The 22,696-nt window shown below is 37.7% G+C and carries 13 protein-coding genes; all 13 read left to right on the plus strand.

Annotated features, from left to right (window positions below):
* The first annotated feature begins 237 nt into the window (after positions 1-237).
* The 13 genes from J4N24_RS16920 to J4N24_RS16980 all read left to right on the plus strand — a co-directional run bounded on the left by J4N24_RS16920 (position 238) and on the right by J4N24_RS16980 (position 22,675).
* Positions 238-5,052 carry a RecQ family ATP-dependent DNA helicase gene (locus J4N24_RS16920; protein ID WP_207534889.1) on the plus strand — a complete coding sequence of 1,605 codons (4,815 nt, stop codon included), beginning with the start codon at positions 238-240 and terminating at the stop codon, positions 5,050-5,052.
* Between the two features lie 132 nt (positions 5,053-5,184).
* A complete protein-coding gene (locus tag J4N24_RS25600) occupies positions 5,185-8,259 on the plus strand; it encodes a type I restriction endonuclease subunit R (protein WP_242691678.1) in 3,075 nt (1,024 codons plus the stop codon).
* The gene (locus tag J4N24_RS16930) at positions 8,260-9,882 is read left to right on the plus strand and encodes an HsdM family class I SAM-dependent methyltransferase (RefSeq protein ID WP_207534890.1); all 1,623 of its coding nucleotides are present in this window, start codon (positions 8,260-8,262) and stop codon (positions 9,880-9,882) included.
* Positions 9,869-11,206 (plus strand): restriction endonuclease subunit S, encoded by a 1,338-nt coding sequence (locus tag J4N24_RS16935; RefSeq protein WP_207534891.1) that lies wholly within the window; start codon positions 9,869-9,871, stop codon positions 11,204-11,206. The genes J4N24_RS16930 and J4N24_RS16935 overlap by 14 nt, the downstream gene beginning before the upstream one ends.
* A 315-nt stretch (positions 11,207-11,521) precedes the next feature.
* Positions 11,522-12,220 (plus strand): hypothetical protein, encoded by a 699-nt coding sequence (locus J4N24_RS16940; RefSeq protein WP_207534892.1) that lies wholly within the window; start codon positions 11,522-11,524, stop codon positions 12,218-12,220.
* Positions 12,220-14,157, plus strand: coding sequence for an AAA family ATPase (locus tag J4N24_RS16945; RefSeq protein WP_207534893.1), 1,938 nt, complete (start codon positions 12,220-12,222; stop codon positions 14,155-14,157). The genes J4N24_RS16940 and J4N24_RS16945 overlap by 1 nt, the downstream gene beginning before the upstream one ends.
* 7 nt (positions 14,158-14,164) lie before the next feature.
* Entirely contained in the window at positions 14,165-15,544 is a 1,380-nt protein-coding gene (locus J4N24_RS16950; protein WP_207534894.1) for a 5-methylcytosine restriction system specificity protein McrC, read from the plus strand.
* Between the two features lie 1,113 nt (positions 15,545-16,657).
* Positions 16,658-17,884 (plus strand): hypothetical protein, encoded by a 1,227-nt coding sequence (locus J4N24_RS16955; protein WP_207534895.1) that lies wholly within the window; start codon positions 16,658-16,660, stop codon positions 17,882-17,884.
* Positions 17,884-18,969, plus strand: a complete 1,086-nt coding sequence (locus tag J4N24_RS16960; RefSeq protein ID WP_207534896.1) for a hypothetical protein — start codon at positions 17,884-17,886, stop codon at positions 18,967-18,969. The genes J4N24_RS16955 and J4N24_RS16960 overlap by 1 nt, the downstream gene beginning before the upstream one ends.
* A 41-nt stretch (positions 18,970-19,010) precedes the next feature.
* Positions 19,011-19,664, plus strand: coding sequence for a hypothetical protein (locus J4N24_RS16965; RefSeq protein WP_207534897.1), 654 nt, complete (start codon positions 19,011-19,013; stop codon positions 19,662-19,664).
* Between the two features lie 69 nt (positions 19,665-19,733).
* Positions 19,734-20,501, plus strand: a complete 768-nt coding sequence (locus J4N24_RS16970; protein ID WP_207534898.1) for a glycosyltransferase family 2 protein — start codon at positions 19,734-19,736, stop codon at positions 20,499-20,501.
* A 60-nt stretch (positions 20,502-20,561) separates the two neighbouring features.
* Positions 20,562-21,644, plus strand: a complete 1,083-nt coding sequence (locus tag J4N24_RS16975; protein ID WP_207534899.1) for an NAD-dependent epimerase/dehydratase family protein — start codon at positions 20,562-20,564, stop codon at positions 21,642-21,644.
* A complete protein-coding gene (locus J4N24_RS16980; RefSeq protein ID WP_207534900.1) occupies positions 21,641-22,675 on the plus strand; it encodes an NAD-dependent epimerase/dehydratase family protein in 1,035 nt (344 codons plus the stop codon). The genes J4N24_RS16975 and J4N24_RS16980 overlap by 4 nt, the downstream gene beginning before the upstream one ends.
* Positions 22,676-22,696 lie beyond the last annotated feature (21 nt).

Here is a 22,696-nt window from a genome sequence, read left to right on the forward strand (position 1 = left end):
AGTAGGAACATATATGTTGTAAGGCATAGCCAAAATATAGATAAATGATTATATATGAAAATTTGTATTTCGGGAGGGTGGAGATGGATTCTTTACCCAAATTTTCTATATTTAAAAATCTTTCCTTATTACAATTATGATGAGTACAAGCTATTTGATATTGGAGTTGATGAACTGCGTTTTTAAATTCACGACTGGAAACACTAGAAAAAAGGGATATCCTAAGGTGCTTGATTAATGAATTCCATAGCATTCATTGATACTGAAATAGATCCGAAAACTTTCAAGATACTCGATATCGGAGGTTTAAAGGCTGATGGCAGTACCTTTCATAAAGCATCGGTTCCAGACTTTATTCAATTCCTAAACGGAACCATGTACGTTTGCGGGCATAACATTATAAATCATGATATTAAGTATATAGGACGGGCACTTAATGAAGCCAAGATTTCTATCTATAGCGCCATTGATACCTTATTTCTCTCACCCCTGTTATTTCCGTCCAGACCCTATCATGCCCTTCTGAAGGACGATAAACTGCAGACTGAAGACGCTAATAATCCCCTGAACGATGCGATTAAAGCAAGGGACTTGTTCTATGATGAAGTAGCGGCATTTCGTCAATTAGACGATAAACTTAAACGGATCTATTATTCTCTCTTGAATGACCAGAAAGAGTTTCGCTCGTTTTTTTCTTTCCTGGGGTATGTAAGTGAACCTATTGATACAGAGTTTCTCATCCGGCTGAAATTTGGAAACGAAATCTGTGAGCAGGTAGACCTGAAGATAATCATTTCAGAACATCCGGTAGAGTTATCCTACTGCTTGTCCCTTCTCAATTCCTTCATTACGAACAAGAAAACCTACTCCATCACCCCTCCATGGGTATTGAAGAATTACCCAGAGGTGGAACGGATCATGTTTCGACTGCGGAATAAACCCTGTCTGAGGGGATGTTGGTATTGTGATCAGGCGCTGGACGTACATAAAGCGCTGAAACGTTTTTTCGGCTATGATGCTTACAGAAGCTACGGGGGAGAGCCTTTGCAGGAGAAGGCAGTAAAGGCTGCCGTTAACAATAAGTCCATTCTGGCAGTTTTTCCCACCGGTGGAGGAAAGTCGATCACCTTTCAGGTTCCTGCATTGATAGGTGGCGATAGTTCCAGAGGATTAACAGTGGTTATTTCTCCATTGCAATCACTGATGAAGGATCAGGTGGATAATCTGGAGAGAGCTGGAATTACAGAAGCGGTAACCATCAATGGTTTGCTCGACCCAATAGAAAGGGCCAAATCGATCGAGCGGGTTGAAGACGGCTCTGCTTGTATTCTTTACATTTCACCTGAATCACTACGCTCCAGGACAATAGAACGCTTATTGCTCGGGCGAAAGATCGTACGATTTGTGATAGATGAGGCGCACTGCTTTTCATCTTGGGGACAGGATTTCAGGGTTGACTACCTCTATATAGGCGACTTTATAAAATCGCTTCAGGAAAAGAAGAACCTCGAGGATGTTATTCCTGTGTCCTGCTTTACAGCAACTGCGAAGCAAAAAGTAATTGAAGATATCCGTGAATATTTTAAGGAGAAGCTTTCCCTTGAACTAGAACTGTTCACATCCAAGGCCTCACGGACAAACCTTCATTATAACGTTTTTGAGAAAGACAATGAAGATGAAAAGTATCAGGCTGTAAGAGACCTGATAGAAGAAAAGAACTGCCCCACCATCATTTATGTATCCAGAACACGGAAGGCATACTCTCTTGCTGAACGATTAAGCAGCGACGGCTTCAACGCCAAACCTTACCACGGCAAAATGGAGGCTAAGGAAAAAACCGCCAATCAGAATGCTTTTATAGCTGGCGAAGTACCCATTATTGTGGCTACCTCAGCCTTCGGTATGGGGGTAGACAAGAAGGATGTTGGGCTGGTGATTCATTTCGAAATTTCCGACTCGCTGGAGAACTATGTGCAGGAAGCAGGCAGAGCCGGACGTGATGAGAAGATGATAGCGGATTGTTTTGTGTTGTTTAACGAGGAAGACCTTAGCAAGCATTTCATACTTCTGAATCAAACCAAGCTTTCCCTTAAGGAAATTCAGCAAGTTTGGAAAGCGATCAAAGACATTACAAGACTTCGCTCTATAGTATCCAACTCGGCCTTAGAGATAGCGAGACAAGCGGGTTGGGATGATAGCGTAGCAGAAATAGAGACAAGAGTAAAAACGGCAATTGCTGCTTTGGAAGATGCAGGGTATCTAAAGCGGGGCCAGAACATGCCTCGTGTTTTTGCTAATAGTATTTTATCGAAGACCGCACAGGAAGCAATTGATAAGATCACCGCTTCGAAACGCTTTGACGAGAAGCAAAAGGAAAAAGCAATTAGAATTATCAAGAAGCTCTTTTCCAGTAAAAGCAGGAAGCAAGCAAGTGAGGAGTCTGCCGAGTCCAGGATCGATTATATCAGCGATCACCTCGGAATCGTAAAAGAAGAAGTGATTAAAATTGTAAATCTCCTTCGTGAAGAGAAGATTTTAGCAGATGCAAAAGATCTTACTGCTTTCATTAGGAGAGGTGAAAACAAAAACAAGTCCCTGAGCATCCTTGAGGCATTCGTCAAGGTCGAAAACTTTCTGCTTCCCTATATTCAGGATCAGGAAAAGGTCCTCCATATCAAAGAATTGAACGAGGACGCAGAGGCAGAAGGTTTTGGAGAGGTAAGCACGAACAGGATAAAAACCATCCTTAATTTCTGGACAATAAAGAATTGGATTAAGCGAAGGAACCTCGAACACCATAAAAACCATATCGCTGTACTTTCTCTTCACCCAGAGGAAACACTGAAGAAAAAGCTGGAGAAAAGGCATGAGCTGGCTACGTTCCTGGTGGGGTATCTCTATGAAAAAAGTCGCCTGGGTTTATCAGAGGAGGATAAAAACAAGGAAGAGGTTCTGGTTGAGTTTTCGGTGCATGAATTAAAGGCAGCATTCGAACGTGAATTAAGACTTTTTGAAGTGCAGGTATCGGTGGAGGATATTGAAGATGCGCTTTTCTACCTCTCAAAAATTGAAGCCCTTAAAATTGAGGGTGGTTTTCTGGTAGTTTATAACAGCCTCACCATCGAACGACTGGAACAGGACAACAAGGTACGTTACAAGGTAGAGGATTATAAAAAGCTCAACCAATTTTACGAAAGCAAGGTTCAGCAGATCCATATAGTAGGGGAGTATGCTAAGCAGATGATCAGCGACTACAAAAACGCGCTGCAGTTTGTGGAAGATTATTTCCAGTTAAATTACCAGGCCTTCCTTAGTAAATACTTTAAAGGCAGTCGCCAGGATGAAATCCGCCGCAATGTTACTCCCGCTAAGTTCAAACAGCTTTTCGGTGAACTATCTCCCACTCAATTAAAGATCATCAACGATAACAATTCCAGGTACATTGTGGTAGCAGCAGGACCTGGGAGCGGAAAAACAAGAGTGCTGGTGCACAAGCTTGCGTCATTACTTTTAATGGAAGATGTAAAGCATGAACAATTGCTGATGCTCACCTTTTCCCGGGCCGCAGTAACCGAATTCAAGAAGCGCTTACTAAAGTTCATCGGCAACGCGGCAAATTTCATCGAGATAAAAACATTTCATTCCTACTGCTTTGATCTGCTGGGTAAGGTGGGGAGCCTGCAAAAGTCGGATGTGATATTGAAAAAGACGATCGAGATGATCAGAAATAAAGAGGTGGAAGCAAGCCGGATTACAAAAACCGTGTTAGTGATCGACGAAGCACAGGACATGGATGAGGATGAGTTCCATCTCGTGAAGGCCCTGATGGAGCAGAATGAAGAGATGAGGGTAATTGCCGTAGGGGACGATGACCAGAACATCTACGAATTCAGAGGCGCCAGCTCCCAGTTTCTGGAACTGTTCCTCAAGAGTAAGCAGTCGGTTAAATACGAGCTTGTTGAGAATTACAGAAGTAAGAGCAATCTCGTTGAGTTTACCAATCAGTTTGTCAGCAGGATACAGCACCGCCTTAAAGAGACGCCAGTGATCGCAAAACAAAACGATCTTGGGACAATAAAAGTGGTGCAGCATCATGGCGGAAACCTAATTACACCACTAGTTCGAGACTTGGTAGGTGCCGAGTTAAAAGGCACAACCTGTGTCCTTACCAAGACCAACGAAGAGGCCCTGCAAATCGCGGGACTGCTTCTTAAAAATAACATCCCTGCGAAACTGATCCAGTCGAACGATAGCTTTAGTTTATACAATCTCCTGGAGGTCCGGTCCTTCCTGCAATCGTTAAACCTTGACGACGAAACTTATATTATCCCGGATGAGGACTGGGAACGTGCGAAGCGGGAGTTGGTGAACCGGTATCAAAACAGCTCTAAGTTGGAAGTCTGCAAGAATATCATCAAGGATTTTGAAGCAACCAATCCGAAGAGAAAGTACAAAACAGACCTGGAGGTTTTTATCCGGGAATCGAGGTTGGAAGATTTCTTTAATGAGAAGGGAGATACGGTCTTTGTTTCAACCATTCATAAAGCGAAGGGGAAAGAATTTGATCAGGTGTTCCTGATGCTCGAGAATTTCGGTGTAACAACCGACGCTGCTAAACGGCAGTTATATGTTGCCATGACTCGTGCGAAACAGAATCTTAGTATTCACCTTAATGGACGTTTCCTTGATAACCTTACAGTTGATAACCTGGAGAGGGTAGATGATAGGGAAAGGTATTCACCGCCTGTTGAACTAACCATGCAGCTTGGCTTTAAAGATATCTGGCTGGATTACTTTATTAATAGACAGAAACTTGTTTCTCAGCTGACTAGTGGGGAGTTATTGACGGTAAGCGGCAATGAGTGTTTTAATTCAATAGGGGAGTGTGTTTTGAAATTCTCTCAAAAGTTCCTGGAGCAAATGGAGGGAATGAAAGAGAAGAATTACGTTCTCAAAAGTGCCAGGGTGAATTTTATTGTTTATTGGCTGAAGGAGGGGGCGGAGAAGGAGGTGAAGGTGGTTTTGCCTGAGTTGGGGTTTGAGAAGGGGTAGGGGTCCTGGATTAAGAGAACGCAAAAATAATTACTCTGAAAAGAAATAGCCTTTTATTATTAAAACCTTTCTGAATTACTACTGAAATGGCTATTTTAGCGCTAAAATGAGTTTCTAAACCCTATACATTCGATGGCATTTAATGAAGATTCCCGGGTTAAGATTCCTGCTTTATTGCACTTAGTCAGGCTTGGCTACACCTATATATCTAGAAAACAGCAGATAAGAAATGCTGATACCAATATCTTTCCTGAGATTTTTATTGATAGTATTCAAAGAATCAACAAAGGAATCTCTGAGCCAGAGAGCAAAAGACTGTTGGAAGAGGTCTCACTTAAACTTGATTTTGAAGATTTAGGAAAAGATTTCTATAAGTCCTTAGTGAGCCAGTCTGGTGTAAGGTTGATTGACTTTACTGATTTTAGCAAAAATAGTTTTCACGTTACGACAGAATTAAGTTGTATCAATGGCGATGAGGAGTTCCGTCCGGATATTACAATTCTGATTAACGGAATGCCTTTGGTCTTTATCGAGGTTAAAAAGCCAAACAACAAGGAGGGGATTTTAGCAGAGCGCAATCGCATCAACGACCGTTATAAAAACAGAAAGTTCAGGCGTTTTGCCAATATCACGCAGTTGATGTTGTTCTCTAACAATATGCCTTATGAGGACGGTGTAATTGAACCACTACAAGGCGCCTATTATGCAACATCTGCATACAATGATTTGCAGTTTAATTATTTCAGAGAAGAGGAAAACCTTAATTTATCCTATTTGCTGGCTCCGGAAAGCGATGAAGTAGAAAACCTGATTTTAAAGGATAACAATATCATCGCAATTAAACATTCACCCGAGTTTATTACTAACAAGCATTTCCTTACACCCACCAATACCATTTTAACTTCTTTGCTTAGCAAGGATAGGTTAGCGTTTCTTTTAAAGTACGCTATTGCATATGTTGATGAAGAGGTAAAAGGTAAAATAGTAAGGCAGAAACATATCATGCGTTATCCGCAAATCTTTGCTACAAAGGCCATTGAAAATAAACTCAACGAAGGCATTAATAAAGGAATTATTTGGCATACACAGGGGAGTGGTAAAACGGCGCTGGCTTACTATAACGTTAAGTTTTTGACCGACTATTACCAGAAGCGTAACATTATCCCTAAGTTCTATTTTATTGTCGACCGTATTGATTTGGCGATTCAGGCCAGTACAGAATTTGGCAATAGAGGTCTTGTGGTAAACCGGGTAGATTCCCGAACTGACTTTCTAGAAGATATCAAAAAGGTTAGTGTAGTACATAACAGTTCAGGCGACAGGGAAATTTCGGTAGTAAACATTCAAAAATTTACTGAAGAAACCGTAGCCATAAAAGATCTGGCCTACGACATCAATATCCAACGGATTTATTTTATCGATGAAGCGCACCGTGGATATAATCCCAAAGGAACGGCTTTAGTTAATCTGTTGCGCTCTGATAATGATGCTATAAAGATTGCATTGACCGGTACACCTTTACTGAGAGAGGTTGCGAAGGAATACGATAGTAAGGCCTTATTTGGCGAGTATATCCACAAGTATTATTATAACATGTCCATCGCAGATGGATACACTTTACGTTTGATCAGGGAAGGTATTGATACCACGTACAAGATGCAAATGAAGGAAGTGCTGGAACAGATTAAACTGTTGCAGGGTGACATTCCTAAAAGTCAGGTATTTGCACACCCCAAATTTGCAAGACCTATGCTGGATTATATCATCAAGGATTTACTTCAGTTTAGAAAGGCTGAGGGAGATGCTAGTCTTGGTGCTATGGTGGTTTGTGATACCAGCGATCAGGCCAAAACTCTGTTCGATTATTTCGAGGAATTGTATGGTGTGCAGGAAGTAAAGTCATTAAACATAGCTGCAGAGCCCGAAGGAAAATATCAAAAGATAAGCTCTCAGCTGACAGGCGCATTGATACTTCATGATGTTAATTCTAAACATGACCGTAAAGAGCAGGTAAAACAGTTTAAAGCCGGAGAGATAGATATTCTTTTCGTTTTTAATATGCTTCTTACCGGTTTTGATGCTAAGCGTTTAAAGAAATTGTATTTGGCAAGGGTTGTAAAAGATCATAACCTTTTGCAGACCTTAACCCGCGTAAACCGCCCGTATAAAAAATACAAATACGGCTATGTGGTCGACTTTGCCGACATTACCAGTGCCTTCAGGGACACCAACGATAATTACTTTAAAGAATTACAGGGCGAATTGGGCGATGAAATGGCCAATTACACCAACCTATTTAAATCCGCCGAGGAAATTGATGGGGAGATTCAGGAGATTAAAGAAAAGCTCTTCCATTTTGATGCCATTAACGCCGAGATATTTAGTCAGCAGGTAAGCGAGATTAAAGATAAAATGGATTTGCTGGAGCTGATTAAAGTGCTAAGCAGTGCCAAGGAGCTCAAGAACATTATCCGCCTGAAAGGATTGGACGAGCAATTAGACAAGCTGAATTTCTTTAAGCTCAATCAACTATTAAGTGTTGCACAAGCCCAGCTGGATAAACTCAATCTAATTGACAATATCAATAGCGAGGCGGATAGCACTAATCTACTCAATGCAGCTTTGGAAGATGTTATTTTCCTGTTTACTAAGGTATCCGAGGAAGAATTGATCCTCGCCGACCAGCTTCGCGGGCAGTTGAAACGCACAAGGGAAGCCTTGCTTTATAATTTCGACCAAAAAGATCCCGAGTTTATTTCCTTGCGGGAAGAGTTGGAGCGCATATTTAAGGAGAAGAATCTGGGCGAAGTTGACCAAGAAGATATGCGGGATAATATTCTCCTGCTGCAGTCCATTTACGACCGGGTAACCGAGCTGAACCGTAAAAATAACTTGCTGAAAGCGAAGTACGATCACGACGAAAAATATGCCCGCCTACACAAGCGCTTGGAAGAGAATAAAGGCATTTCTGCTAATAAAATACAGCTCCATGCAGCACTGATGAATGTTAAACAGCAAACAGACGAGCAATTAACAAACAATAAAAATATTCTGGATAACGAAGCCTTTTTCAACCGTTACTTGATGAATTTGGTAGCTAACGAATTTGTAAAGAACCAGAAACTTAAGTTAGATTTTAATACCACAAAAAGCATCAACACTCTTATTGCAGGCGAATACTTGCAACAGTATAATAATTATTTATAAATGACCGATCTAACATTCATTCAAAAAACCAAGCAGCTAATTGATAGCCTAAAAAGCGTGTGTGCAAACTATGGTTTAGGTAATGATGGCAACGAGTTCAAAATTATTACGCAGGTTTTTCTGTATAAGTTTATGAATGATAAATTTGCCTACGAAGCCAAAAAGCTGGAAGACTTTGACTTAGCTGTAGCGGATAATTTTCAGGAAGCATTAGAAGCACTTGATGATGAAAAATATAATTTCCTGCTTGCTTTTATAAATGCCAATACCCCTCAATTATATCCACACCAGACGATTACTTATTTACACAACAAGCAGAATACAAATGATTTCGCCAAGCTCTTTGATGATACACTTCGCGAGATAAGCATCAATAACGCAGAGATCTACTCAGTTAAATCGGCTACGGGTGCAAAAGATAAAATGTTTGATGAACTTAGCCAGTTTATCAGTGATGCATCGCAACGCGATGCTTTTTGTAAAGCACTTATTAGCAAGCTTTTCGAGTTTAGTTTTGAAGGAATGTTTGGCGAGAAATACGATTTCTTCGCCACCATTTTCGAATACCTGATTAAAGATTACAATACCGATAGTGGTGGCAAATATGCCGAATACTATACGCCCCATGCCGTAGCTCGTATTATGGCTTCCATTATGGTTAACGATAAACCGAAAGGGGTTAAAGTGTATGACCCCAGTGCAGGTTCTGGCACTCTATTGATGAACATTGCTCATGCTATCGGCGAAGATAATTGCAGTATTTATAGTGAAGATATTTCGCAGAAGTCCAGCAATATGCTACGCTTAAACTTAGTGCTGAATAACTTAAGTCATAGTATTCCACATATTATTAAAGGCAATACCATTTTAGAGCCTTATTACCGCGAGGAGAAATTTGACTATATCGTATCCAATCCTCCCTTCAAGCTTGATTTCTCTGATTTTAGCGCTGCCCTCGATAAAGACATTAATAAAACACGCTTTTTTGCCGGCATACCGAATGTTCCTAAAGCTAAGAAAGAGAGCATGGCTATTTACCTGCTGTTCATACAGCACATCATGTACAGCTTAAGTGCAAAAGGCAAAGCAGCTATTGTAGTACCGACTGGTTTTATCACAGCGCAAAGTGGTATTGAGCGTAAAATACGGGAAGCTATGATTGAGCGAAAGCTGTTGCGGGGAGTGGTAAGTATGCCAAGTAACATTTTTGCGAGTACGGGTACAAACGTGAGCGTTCTGTTTTTGGATAATCGGGCAGATGCTGAGCATATCGTATTGGTTGATGCCAGTAAGTTGGGCACTACTGTAAAGGAAGGTAAAAACCAACGTACGGTGTTGACCTCAGCAGAAGAGCAACGTATTATTGATGCAATGAACGATAAGTTGGCGGTCGATGAGTTTAGTGTAGTGGTTTCTGCTGAAGATGTTAAAAAAAAGAATTATTCTTTTTCGGCGGGGCAGTACTTTGAGGTGAAGATTGATTATGTGGATATTACAGAGGAGGAGTTTAAGGAGAAGATGGAAAGCTTTGAGGAAAGACTTGGTAAACTATTTACTAAAGGGCAGCTTTTGGATCGTGAAATTGAGAATCACTTGAAGTATCTGACTTATGAAGCTAATTAAATTAAGTAAAATAGCTGATGTTATTACTGGCTTTCCATTTAAAGGAGAACTATATTCTGATGTTGGAATTAGAACCGTAAGGGGAGAAAATGTAACTGAAGGTAGCTTAAGATGGGATACAATTAAATGTTGGAATCAGAAATTTGACAAACAGTCGCATTATTTGTTGCAAAATAATGATGTCGTTATTGGAATGGACGGCTCCAAAGTTGGTAAAAACAAAGCGAGAATTAAATCAGGAGATTTACCATTACTTTTAGCCCAACGGGTTGCATGTGTTAGGGCTAAAAACGGTAACGACCAAATATTTTTATATTATCTTATAAATAATCCACGGTTTGAAGAATATGTTTTTAAAACTCAAACAGGCTCATCTGTTCCCCATATTAGCAAAACTCAAATTGAAGATTTTAAGGTAGTTGATTTCGATCCAAAAACTCAACACAAAATTGCAAACGTTCTTTCCGCTTTAGACGATAAAATAGAACTAAACAACAAAATCAATGCAGAGTTAGAGGCAATGGCCAAAACGCGCTATGATTATTGGTTTGTGCAGTTTGATTTTCCTAATGCAGAAGGTAAGCCATATAAATCTTCCGGTGGTGAAATGGTTTATAATGAGGTGTTGAAAAGGGAGATTCCGAAGGGGTGGGAGGTGAAAAGTTTGGAACAATGTCTGGAGAACATCATCGATTACAGGGGAAAAACTCCAAAGAAGTTAGGAGGAGACTGGTCTGAAAACAGGAACGATATCATTGCCCTGTCAGCAAAACACGTGAAAAAAGGTAAGCTTGTTAACTTAGATGATGCAAATAGACTAGACGAGAATTTGTATAAACTATGGATGAAACAGCCGCTTAGAGAAGGCGACATATTACTAACATCGGAAGCGCCTTGCGGAGAGTTTTTTTACATGATAGGTAATACAAAATATTGTCTAAGTCAACGGTTGTTTGCCTTAAGAGCTGATGCTCTAATAATCAAGCATTCGGTATTGTATTATGAGCTGTCTTCTGGTACAGGCTATTCTCAAATTTTAGGAAAAGTTAGTGGAAGTACTGTTTTTGGGATCAGACAAGACGAGCTTCGAACAGTAAATATTCAAGTCCCGTCCTCTGAAACTCAAAATGCATTCCACGAATTTGTAATGCCGATATATAAGAAGATTAGAAACAACGATTATCAAAATCAAGAACTGGCAGCCTTAAGAGATTGGTTATTGCCTATGCTAATGAATGGACAGGTAAAGGTTTCTGAGGTTTATAAAGAAGTGGAGGAGAAGTTGGCGATGGTTGCGGAGGGAGAAGTAGCATATGAAAAATAGTTAAATGAATTATAAGAAAACTAAACCAGAAATCACTCTTGAGGAATTTTTAGTTTTAATTAAAGAATTAAAGGAGTTTAAAAGCCTCAAAGGAAATCAATATGAGATAGTTTCTATCAATGATTTAATTCTCAGCTTTATTCGAAAGTCGACAGGTTAAAGCTGGAGAATGGATTTGAGAGGTGTTTTAAAAGCCTATAAAGACTTGACGGATTTTAAAACGGAAAATTTTAGACCATATTTGCCTCGTAAGCACTCGCCTGCATTGGGACTATTGTTTCATTTGGGTTTATTAGAAAAGTAGATTAATTGCTTATGGAAGATTTTTATATTGGCCTTAATCGCGAAATCCAAAGGGTTTCAGATGAATTTAATATAAAAAACCTGATTTCTATTCAGGACTATTATAACGAAAATGATTATTGGCCGTGTTTAGCGAACTTTAGTTTTTTCAACAAACTATTTGATGTACATCATTACCACTTTCTTTATGAAATCCAGGGTTTAAGTAGCCAAATTCATTTTGGTTTAGCAAATTGTTTTCTGTTAAGAGATAAAATAAGTCAGAGAAGAGGTAGACCCAATATTTTCAATCATCGATATACTTTCATGATTGAGTCTACCATTCATTGCGTCTACGCTTATTGGAATAGGGTAGGGCTCGTTTTGAATACTTACTTAATAAAACCTAAGGATCTTAAAAGAGTCTATTTTTCCGGCGTCGTTCATCAACTCCTTACAGATTATCCTCAATTAGCTGAAAATGAAGATTTCGTTTGGATTACTAATGTGAAAAATAGCCTGGAAGCTCTAAATAGAAATGAATTTGCTCACAATAATTCTCTGATTATGCAAGATTTCCTGCCGGAATACAAGGAGGACGAAGGACAAATGGATTTACTGGCCTTCCCTGAATTGTTATTAACGCATAATAGATATATTGTGGATGACATTTTTAATCTCGTCGAACTTATTGGCGAACTTGAACAAATAATATCAATACCTAAAGTTTAATGGCAAACTGGCATATACAACTACATCCGAATGATATTGAAAATTGGAGTAAGGATGATATTAAAAATATAGTTGAAAAAACAGGTTATATAGGAATTGGAAATTGGGATAAAGGGAAAAATTTAATAACACAATTCAAAAATAGCTTAGTAAAAGGCGATTATGTGGTTATCAGACACAAAGGTCCTTTGGGTATCGTGAAGATTATTGGAGAATTAGAAGAAGTAGCTGAAGCAAACTTAAATTGGGATTTGGATTGGTTTGCCTTTAGAAGAAAAGTTGAACTTATTGAATGGTTTGATAAAGATGTTGAACGAGAAATAGGGGCATCTATCGACGGTATATATCAGACCACAGCACTAGCAAACGCTCGCAAAAGTAATTTTATTAACAGTTGGGTAAAAAGAACTCACAGAAGAATGGAAGAGAAAAAAAAGTCAGAAATTCAGAGGCTTCTTGAATACAAAAAGCAAATTATTTTGCAGGGGCCTCCCGGGACAGGTAAAACAAGGCTAGCGAAGGAGATTTCAGAAGCATTGACAAGTCCTAAAAATTCAATTTATACAAAGGCTTTTATCAAAGAAAGAATCAAAGTTGGCGATATTGTTAATGGAAGAAAAAATACCACAGCGTATCCCGTATTAGAAATTAAGGATAATACAATTCTTCTTGGAACATCCGGCGATGAAAGAGAACCCACTTATGATCAAATAATAGAATCACTAATTGGTAAGTTATGGACTAAGTCAAGTGGAGATCGAAAAAGTAATACCCTTTCTTATGCTGATTCAATTGCTAAGTTTATTTATGCAAATGAGAACAGCGAGGGTTTTGATTACTCATTGATAAAATTAGTTCAATTCCATCCTTCTTATACATATGAAGATTTTGTGAGGGGAATTGTTTCTGTTCCAAATGAAAGCGGGGAAGGTATTCTGTATAAAGCTGAAGATAAAACACTAGGAGAATTTGCTAATCTTGCATTAGATAATTATTTACGTAGCAAGGGGCAAAGTAAGCATGATTCAACTTTTCAAAATAAGCTTGCTGAATTAATTGAGACTGTGCGCATTAAAATGGACGCTGGTGAAGAATACTCTTTTGGAGAGAAAAGCACTGCCCAAATTATTGCAATAAAAGAAGATGGCTTTCTGTATAATTTCCCCCTAAGGCAGGAAATTAAATACAAGTTGCTTTTTGATGATATTGAAAAAGTATATAGCGCAAGGCAGAAAATAAATAAGCCAATTGATTTAAGAGATATTGAGTCGCAAATTGGGCTCACCATGAAAGGTAAATATCCATATTACTACATGATTTTGCGCAAATTGGAGAAGCTAAATGTGGAGAATGTAACTCTTGCAAAATCATCAGAGCTTAAGAATTTTGTGATAATTATTGACGAAATTAATCGGGCTAATCTCTCTTCAGTGCTGGGAGAACTGATTTATGCTTTGGAATATCGTGGAGAGGAGGTTGAAAGTGTGTATAAGGTGGGTGGAGATGGTAAACTAACCCTTCCCCCGAATTTATATATTATCGGCACCATGAATACCGCCGATAGGAGCGTTGGACACATAGATTATGCAATTAGAAGAAGATTCGCTTTTGTAGATGTATTGCCAGAAGACCTAAGCAACAAATTAGGAGAAGATTTTAAAACTGAGCTATTTAATAAAGTTGCGGAGTTATTTACAGAGGCACATATTTCCCCGGAGTTCAAACCTAAAGACGTTCAGTTAGGGCATAGCTATTTTATACAGCAATACGAAAAGGATGATGCCGGAGAAAACATAAAGGAGAAACCATATGATTTTAAACTTCGCTTAAAATATGAGATTGTTCCAATTTTGAATGAATATTTGAATGATGGAGTATTTAAAAACGATCCTGTGACCATAGAAAAGATCAAGGCAATAGAAGATTTTAAGCTATAAAAGCATAATGGGAATTGTTTTATCAGAACATTGTGAAGTTGACCTTTTTCTGAAGATAAAGGACTTCAAACGAGCTTCATTGGCTTCTCCACGGCAATTTCCATCGAAGAAAGGAATTAAATATTGCTATGTCATTTCTGAAAGCAATACTTCTTGCTGGCTTAAAGCAGACTACTACATAGGTGTAGATTGGATTATCAAAGGAGAGCATTTTATACAGGTAAAACCAAAGCTGAATACCAAGATCATTGAACGATTTGAGGAAGAAGTAACAAAAGATGACGATGTTTTATCTGGTAATGAAGTTGAGGACGAACCTACCTTTGACGAGATAAAAGATTTTAAAGAGTTAAACTTCCTTAAAATTTTACTTGATGCGTTTCAACATTCTGAGATAACAAGTTATACCGACAATCTTGTGCTTATTGATTGGGAAGCACCGCAAATCGAAATCAAGCAAAGAGATGATGCATTAACGCCTTTTCTGGTGGTGAAATTTTTAAATACACTGAAGCATTTGGTTAGAAAGGGATTAAAAAAGTCGTACTATAAAGTTCAGGAGAATTTAAACAACCGAGTGAAAGGGAAGATTTTAGTCGGTGCGAATATTAAACAGAATGTCTTAAAAAATCGCTTAACCAAAACCTACTGTGAGTACCAGCCGTTTGGCATAGATCATCAGGAAAACCGGTTTTTAAAGAAGGTGCTTTATTTTTGCAGCAACTACGTGCACCAATATGTGGGCATTTGGGGTGCTGAGCAAAAGCAAAGTTTAGAACATCTCATCAGTTACTGCAAACCCGCATTTGAATTAGTTAGTGATGATATTGAAAACACTACTTTGAAAAACATCAAGCATAATCCTTTTTTTCAAGAATATAAAGAGGCCATAAAAATTGGAGGTTATATTTTAAAGCGCTTTGCTTATAACATCAGCAACACTTCAGAAAGTGAAACGATCAAAACTCCTCCGTTTTGGATAGATATGCCGAAATTGTTTGAGCTGTATGTTTACCATCATTTGCATAAGTCATTTCCGAATAATGTGGAATTTCAATTCGCCACCTATGGGAACGTGCTGGATTTTTTGATTACTGCAAAAGATTACGAGATGGTGGTGGATGCGAAATACAAAATGCACTATCGATCAAGCCATATTCATGAGGATATTCGGCAGGTGGCTGGGTACGCCAGGTTGAATAAGGTGTATGAGGCCTTGAAAAAACCTTTGGACTCAAGGGATATGATTAAGTGTTTGATTATTTATCCGTGTACTAATGATGTTAAGAAGGATGAGGAAATTTGTTTAGATCTAACGAAGAAGTTGCCTATTCAGGCGTACAGGAAAGTTTTTAAAATAGGAATTCCGATGCCTTTTATAACTTAATTAATTTAAAAATAATCTCTCATTAGATCCGAGAGCGATGTAAACAGAAGGTTTTGTAGAAATTGTAGTAATTTATTTTAAAATGTTGGCAATATGCTAGAAACGTATTATAATTAAAACATTTCAGAAGATAAAGTTGATGTGCTGATGCATGCATTATGTGAGCGTAATATTAGAATTCACATTATTAGAGAAAGGGTTCGAAACATATGCTTATGGATACTGGGCCGTTATAGGAACTGCTATTCAGTGGATGGAAGTCCAATACTTTTTCTTCCCTAATTAAATCTTTCTAAACTGGAAGTTTTTCTGTCTTTCGATTGTTATAGCTTCATTTGTTACCTAGCATATATAGAATAATTTATGGAAACTCTAATTTGATGCTTATGAGATAACCAAGGCTTATAGTGATAACTTTATGAAAGAGTTGAAGGTTTTTGAAAACGACCACCTAACTAACGTAATAACCGGAGTTCCCAATGACCCTAACATGCTGAAAGATATCAGGAATACTTTTCAACACGCTCTCAAAAGAAAATGCAATCCATATTAATTGATTTAAAGGACCTCAGGTCAAATAAAAAGCATTTTTTTTATACAAAAATCAATAAGTTGTTAAGACTTATTTCGCAATCGATATATAGAAAGATGCGTAGGAATGAAGATATGGGTTGAGGATCGATAAAAATAATGCCGTATTGCTCAGAAATTTACCTACCAATGGAATGAAAATTTTTTAATTGGTAAATTTTTATTTCTATATTCGACTAGTTTCTGCACTGTTTTCAAAGTTTATTATAATTCTGTTCTTGATAAACATATATTTATTTTAATAACAGGAATTGTACTTTATTTAATTTGTGTAGATATAATAATGATGAGGTTGCGTGTTTTTACCTAAACAAAAGTGAGTTTAAAAAGGATAAGTATTGTCCTCAACTTAATTTTATCAGGTTTATAGCATTAATTTTCGGGTAACTTACCGCTGTACAAAGACTGGTAGATAAAGACCATTAATCTGGACGAAATCTGTCAGCCCAAATTGTTTATACGCGCCAGAAGGTAATATCTTCTTACGCTAAACAAATACTAAAGTTTAAATCACATAATGATATGCCTAACAACGCAGTTTTAGATGCCTCGCCACACTCGACCGGTAGTAGTGGCAACATTTCTTTTCATCAATTTGGATTTCGTTCAGCAGAGAGCTCCCAGTCTCACCCAGATGCTATTGATGGATTCTTGGATAGAGTTTACGAAAAAATCCTTGACGATCAAAAACTTGATGAGAAAGGGCTCAAAGATAGGATTTCTAGATTACGAGGTGAGCTACAGCAGGAAAAGAGTAAGAAAAATGACCTCGTAGCTCAACTTGCAACTAGCAAATTGCATAAAGAAGCGAAAGAAAAAGAAATCGAAGACCTAGAGTTGGAGAAAATTGATATTAGGAATGGAGATGGAGAAACTGGGGATACTACTCCATTTGTAATAGGAGCTTTTATTACGATACTACTAACTCTTTATCTCTTCGTGTTTTACTCGTCTTCTGGTTATTCGGCTTTCTACGGGATCAAACCCGGAAGTTTAGGCTTTATTAATCCTAATGTATTTGCAGATGCCATGAATAGAGGAGGGGGGGTAATTGCTTTAATTATTCTATTCCCAGTAATATTTCTAGGATTAGGCTTTTTAATTCACGATTCATTAGAGTCTAATAAAAAACTTGTTGCAGACGGAAAAAAACAGTCTTACCTTTTAATCTCAGCTCTTCTTTTAATTACCTTGCTTACCGACGCCTTTATCGGCTACAAAATTTCTCAAGGAGTTTATGTTAACGAATTCAATGCTGGAGTAGTTGATAGGCCTTGGGTGTTTTCCATGGTATTCTCGGACATTAACTTTTATCTCGTTTTAGTTTTAGGATTTGTTGTGTATGTTATCTGGGGGTTTCTTTTAAATTATGTACTGGCACATCCATACTTGAAAACTGAAAGCGAGAAAGTGAAGCTATTAGTTGAAAATATTAATAATAAATTGGGGGAAAAGCGAAAAGACCTGACTGATTTGATTTCAAAACTCCATAAAATTGAGAGTGATATTTTAACAAGCGAAACTGTTATTCAAGAAAAGGAAAACGATATTATCGGATATGAAAATGGTGTAATACCTATTAATGTTGCAGCCCTAAGAGGGTGTGTTGGCGAATTTATGGGAGGTTGGCAGGCTTATACTAATGGTTCCTTAGGTAGTACAGCAGCCTTAAGTAAAATTAACGAGGCCATTAAAGCTCAAACTAGCTGGCTGGATAACAAATTAAGTACACTTAAAACCGATAATTAATGCAGGTCACAAATGATAGAAGGGGTAAAAAGACAAAAGACAAAAAACCTCTATATATCCTGTTAGCTTTTCTGATATTTTTTTGCTTTTTCATCTTTCTAATTACTCGGCCCTCTGCTCAAAGTAAGGCTTTGAAAGAGTTGGAGACAAGCTTTAATAAAAAAGATGTAGAAATGGTTTGGTACAAATACAAAAGTGAACTGTACCAGGATGAAGAGTTCTTACTAGAAACAAGAAAAAAGTTAAGTAAATTAAACCTTTCAGAGGATGATCTGAAGGAGTGTAAAGAATGGCTGCCCCCAGCTCCAAGTAGCGTAAATCTTATTGTTGTTCCTGACTTATCTCGAAGGGTCAAAGATCCCGTCAGTAATCCAAATCAGATTGCTAATGATATTTTCGTCTTAAAATCCATTTGGACTTCCTTTGTTGAAAGAACAAAGCTGAAACAAAATTCTCATGACAGGCTAATCATTGATGTAACAGATATTGACCAAGCTAGGGGACAATTTGCACTGGTGGCTGATAGATTGCAATTTGATTTATCAGATCATAAAGGTAAAAGTAACCGATTGTTCTTCACGAAAGATAAAGATGTGCAGTTTGAGAGGAACATTAAGGAGATGTATGCGCTTGCTGAAGTAAACCCATTAGGAGCTGATTACCGTCTATATGTCCGGAGATACTTGGCAAATCATTTAAAAAAATCCACTCTTTTCGAAAACTACATTAACAAAGTTATTTTTATAACCGATGGGTACTTGGAAGCTGAGAATAAACCCCACGACACGAAAATATATGGATATGAGCCTGAACTCTTCCGCGCAGTGAACATGGGCAATATTCTTCAAGTGATAACAGGTAAGGGTCTCAATATCCCAAAGGAGAACATTGATTTGGCAGACACAGAAGTGCTTATTTGTGAGGTAAACGAACGTAAGTCAGGAAAAGGATATCACTTTGAAATTCTTCGTACATACTGGCAGGATTGGATGGAGAGAATGAACATCAAAAAATTTGAGTTTATAGCCCGGGAACAGGCTAACGAACTTACAGGAAAAAGGATAAAGGAGTTCATTTTAAAATAACTTTTTGTTTTTATATAACAAGAGAATGAAATTAAGAGTAAATGCCCTGTAATCACAAATTTCAAGCAGATTTAATACTTAACCGTCTTAGCTTTATCCCTACAACCTTGATCATTGGCACGTTTAATCCAAGTTGGCCAGAAACAAATAATGCCTCATGGTTTTACGGAAGAACACATGACGATCATGGCAATCGTAATAATAGTTTTTGGGATGTTCTTCCTCGACTTTACGGTGAACCTTCATTAATAGATGCTGACACCTCTGATTGGAAGAATTTCTGTATAAGAAATCAAATTGCAATAACAGATCTTATAACAAGTATAATCGATGCAGATGAAGGTAATGAATTACATGCAAAGTTTTTAGGTGGTTATGCGGATAATGTAATTGCAGAAAAATTTGAACACCATCTTATTACTGATATTATTCAGATTCTTCAAAATAATCAGACTCTTACTAATATTTATATAACAAACGGAGTTAATGGGAGCTTCTGGACTAAAATCTGGAGGCCGATTGAGAAATACTGTGATCTACATGGGAAACGCTGTAATACGCTTCTAACTCCATCAAAAAATGCCAGGTTTAGCATGTTTTCTTATAACCGAGATAATATGAATTCAAACTTTACAATGGCTAATTTAAATGATTTTATTCTTATGAAGTGGCAGGAGCAATGGCATTTTAGGTAGAACACAATACACTAAAAGCAATTATTTAAACATTAAAAGTAGTCGAAGTAATAACAATGGCTAAACCTGATGAGCAAATTATCTATAATTATTCCTGCCTATAATGAGGGGAAAACAATTCACTTGGTGTTAGAAAAAGTGGAAGAAGTGGAGTTCGAGGCATTTGTTGAAAAAGAAATTATTGTGGTTGACGACTGCTCAACTGATGATACGGAACTAATTGTAACTTCTTATTCCACAACAATAGCAAGATGTGACATCCGGTATCTTAAACACAAGCAAAATTTTGGAAAAGGGGCAGCATTACATACTGGAATTAAAGAGGCTATGGGAGATTTTATTATAGTACAGGACGCCGATTTAGAATACGACCCGAAAGACTACCCTACATTATTGCAACCCATTTTAGATGGATATGCCGATGTTGTTTATGGGAGTCGTTTTATGGGAGGAAAACCCCATAGAATTTTATTTTTTTGGCACACTATCGGAAATAGGTTCCTTACTTTTCTTTCAAATATTCTTACAAATTTAAATTTAACGGACATGGAGTCCGGTTACAAAATCTTCAGATCAGAAGCGTTAAAGACAATTTCACTTCAAGAAAAAAGATTTGGATTTGAGCCGGAGGTGACAGCAAAGATTTCCCGTATCCCTGGAATCCGGATTTATGAGGTCGGCATAGCCTATTATGGCAGAACCTATGAAGAAGGCAAAAAGATTAATTGGAAAGACGGCGTAAGGGCAATCTATTGCATTATTAAATATAATCTATTTGACAAGCAGAAAGTGAACAGCTTGAAAGCTGTTCAAAAGGAAAAAGTCTTAACGGTGTAAACTAATTTAGAAGTGTCCGATCTGGCAAAAAACTAATAATTAATCTTAAAAAAATATTCCTTGAAAAAGCTTTTGGTTACCGGTTCTTCTGGTTTAATTGGTTCTGAAGTATGTGAATTTTTTGCCCAAAGGGGTTGGCTTGTTCATGGAATTGATAATAACATGCGTGCAAGTTTCTTCGGACCAACTGGCGACACTCGTTGGATACAGCGAAGATTGGAACAAAAATATCCACACTTTATCCATCATGAAGTCGATATACGAAATAGAAGTGCAATATTTGAAACAATTTCAGCCATAAAACCTGATGCTATAGTTCATACTGCAGCGCAACCTAGTCATGATAAGGCCGCCTCTATTGCATTGGATGATTTCGACATTAATGCAGGAGGTACACTTAATTTGCTTGAAGGCTTACGTCTTTTTAGTACTGAAATCCCATTTATTCATATGTCTACAAATAAGGTATATGGCGATAGTCCCAATTTGCTTAAAATGAAGGAAGAGCATTTCCGTTGGGACTATGATGACAAAGAATTCTCCAATGGTATTTCTGAGAATTTTTCTATTGATCAGAGTTTGCATTCTTTATTTGGAGCTTCTAAGGTAGCAGCAGATATTCTCGTTCAGGAGTACGGTAAGTATTTTGGGATGCCTACTTGTTGCTTGAGAGGGGGCTGTTTAACTGGGCCGAATCATTCCGGAGTGGAACTACATGGATTTCTTAATTATCTTATAAAATCCAATGTCGAGCAACGAGAGTATATAGTTTATGGATACAAAGGAAAACAAGTCCGCGACAATATTCATTCCTACGATGTTGCCAACTTCTGTTATGCTTTTATTAAGAACCCTAGAAAAGGAGAGGTATATAATATTGGAGGAGGAAAGGAAAATACAGTTTCGGTATTGGAAGCCTTTGCCAGAATTGAGAAGATTTCGGGGATACCTATGCGATTTAAATATGTAGAACAAAATAGGCTAGGTGATCATATCTGTTATTACAGCGACTTATCTAAAATCAAGTCACACTACCCTGAATGGGAGGTAACGAAATCTTTGGATGACATCTTTTATGAAATCTATTCTTCAGTTACAATTAATTCACATTCCGAAAGAGTTCCATACATAGAAAACATATGAAAATATTAGTAACAGGAGGAGCTGGCTTTATCGGTTATAACATCTTGTCGTATCTCAATGATCATTATCCTAGCTTCAGCTTGATAGCATTTGATAATTTAAAAAGATTAGGGAGTGAAAGCAACGTTGCAAAACTAAAATTAAAAGGCGTAACCTTTATTCACGGTGATATACGCAACGCAATTGAATTAAAGCTGGTAGGGCAAGTGGATTTCGTAGTACATTGTGCCTCGGATGCTTCGGTATTATCTGGAATTACGTCATCATCAGACGTTATTATTCAAAATAATTTATTAGGAAGTATAAATATTTTTGAATTTGCTGCCAAACAGAAGGCTGCGGTAATTTTCTTCTCAACTAACCGGGTTTATGGCTGTAGCTTACTTAATAATTTAAAGTATTCAGAACTTGATACGAGGTTCTCGTTATCAAGCGAACAAGTTATACCAGGGGTGTCAGAATTTGGTATTGCTGAGGATTTTCCAGTATATTCAGAAAAGACATTTTATGGAGCAACAAAGTATTGTAGCGAAGTTCTCTTACAGGAATACGCTGCTTTTGCCGGATTGAAATATGTCATAAACCGGTTTGGGGTGGTTGCTGGCAGGGGCCAGTTTGGAATGCAGGACCAGGGAGTGGTTTCCTTTTGGTTAAAGCAACATTTAATGAACGGGAATTTAGGATATTTCGGATATGGAGGGAAGGGAAAACAAGTAAGAGATGCGTTGCATGTTTTAGATCTGTGTAGAGTAATAGATTTGCAAATCAGCAACTTTTCAATTATCAATGGAGAAACATTCAATATAGGTGGAGGAAAGGAAAATAGTTTTTCATTAAAAGAGCTCACAGAACTCTGCAAGGCCTTGACTGGAAATTCGCCTTTTATTGAAAGTGTGATCGATAATAGAGTGGGGGACATACCAATATACTTTACAGATAATAGAAAAGTTGAAAATAAGCTAAGATGGACTCCTTCTTTTACCGTAAACCAAATCTTAAAAGATCTATATGATTGGTACCAGAACTCATAATCTATCGATACAACTAATTCC

Source organism: Desertivirga arenae, from assembly GCF_017355785.1.
Lineage (GTDB): Bacteria > Bacteroidota > Bacteroidia > Sphingobacteriales > Sphingobacteriaceae > Desertivirga > Desertivirga arenae.

What these genes read in the sequence shown, in the direction of transcription:
- J4N24_RS16965 (WP_207534897.1), top strand. Translation starts at nt 19,011, where the DNA reads ATGCCCTGTAATCACAAATTTCAAGCAGATTTAATACTTAACCGTCTT.
- J4N24_RS16935 (WP_207534891.1), top strand. Translation starts at nt 9,869, where the DNA reads ATGAAGCTAATTAAATTAAGTAAAATAGCTGATGTTATTACTGGCTTT.
- J4N24_RS16950 (WP_207534894.1), top strand. Translation starts at nt 14,165, where the DNA reads ATGGGAATTGTTTTATCAGAACATTGTGAAGTTGACCTTTTTCTGAAG.
- J4N24_RS16955 (WP_207534895.1), top strand. Translation starts at nt 16,658, where the DNA reads ATGCCTAACAACGCAGTTTTAGATGCCTCGCCACACTCGACCGGTAGT.
- J4N24_RS16970 (WP_207534898.1), top strand. Translation starts at nt 19,734, where the DNA reads ATGAGCAAATTATCTATAATTATTCCTGCCTATAATGAGGGGAAAACA.
- J4N24_RS16940 (WP_207534892.1), top strand. Translation starts at nt 11,522, where the DNA reads ATGGAAGATTTTTATATTGGCCTTAATCGCGAAATCCAAAGGGTTTCA.
- J4N24_RS25600 (WP_242691678.1), top strand. Translation starts at nt 5,185, where the DNA reads ATGGCATTTAATGAAGATTCCCGGGTTAAGATTCCTGCTTTATTGCAC.
- J4N24_RS16920 (WP_207534889.1), top strand. Translation starts at nt 238, where the DNA reads ATGAATTCCATAGCATTCATTGATACTGAAATAGATCCGAAAACTTTC.
- J4N24_RS16945 (WP_207534893.1), top strand. Translation starts at nt 12,220, where the DNA reads ATGGCAAACTGGCATATACAACTACATCCGAATGATATTGAAAATTGG.
- J4N24_RS16960 (WP_207534896.1), top strand. Translation starts at nt 17,884, where the DNA reads ATGCAGGTCACAAATGATAGAAGGGGTAAAAAGACAAAAGACAAAAAA.
- J4N24_RS16980 (WP_207534900.1), top strand. Translation starts at nt 21,641, where the DNA reads ATGAAAATATTAGTAACAGGAGGAGCTGGCTTTATCGGTTATAACATC.
- J4N24_RS16930 (WP_207534890.1), top strand. Translation starts at nt 8,260, where the DNA reads ATGACCGATCTAACATTCATTCAAAAAACCAAGCAGCTAATTGATAGC.